Annotated in this window: 1 pseudogene; it reads right to left on the reverse strand. The window is 57.0% G+C overall.

Features of this window, described 5'->3' with window-relative positions:
- Positions 1 to 577 precede the first annotated feature (577 nt).
- Positions 578 to 805: pseudogene (locus JIN78_RS16800) on the reverse strand (DNA ligase); the annotation flags it as partial.

Genomic DNA, 805 nt, shown 5'->3' on the forward strand with positions numbered 1-805 from the left:
ACGGTAGTTGGTTTGGTTTGGTTTTTGCGACCTCACGCTCACGCGTGGGCCGACAAACTACCACCTCTATTTTAACGATGACGGGGACACTTCCAGAAGTCAATCCGTGGGCGGTAGATGCCGAGGTCTGGGAGTAAGCAAGACTAACAAGTGTTTGCAGTTCTTAAAATGTGCAATTGCTTATCACTGTGATGCGGGGGCGTATCACCGCCGGGCGAAGCCCGGAGGGGAATACGCCCTTTGCCTTTTGCGAGGGCCGGAGGTCCGAGCCCTTGAACTCAGGTGCGACGCCCGCAAAGAGGGCAGCTGCAGGACGGCCATGGTGGCGACGAAGCGAGGTTGCTCTTGCCCAAGCGAAGCGCCGGGCAAGAGGGACCGAGCGCTGGAGCCGTCCGAAGGATTGCGAAGTGCGAAGCACGCAGCAACCTGGCCCTCCTGCAGCAAATAGGAGATGTATTGGTGACACTTGGTAGTTGGAGCGTTTGTATGAGGTAAAAAAATCCCTCCACCCGCTTGTCTCCATCCTCTGGTAGACAAGCGGGGGAGTGATTTCATTGGATAAGAGGGAAGCCTCCTCCTAGGTGGATTTGAACTTCAGCTGGTTAGTCCGGCAGTCAGAGGCGGCAATATCCGTCCGTTCTCCTAGATAGACCGGCTGATAGACCACCAGACTTTCCGGGAAGGCGTAGAGGTAGCGCACCTCGACCAGGGAACCGACCCTCGGCACCTCGTGGTTGGTAGGAACAGTGACATTGCCTGTCGACTGGAGGTCTCCCTGCTCGTTGTGCAGTCCCAAGCGCACGCT

The organism is Roseibacillus ishigakijimensis (assembly GCF_016595415.1).
GTDB classification, from domain to species: Bacteria; Verrucomicrobiota; Verrucomicrobiia; order Verrucomicrobiales; family Akkermansiaceae; genus Roseibacillus; species Roseibacillus ishigakijimensis.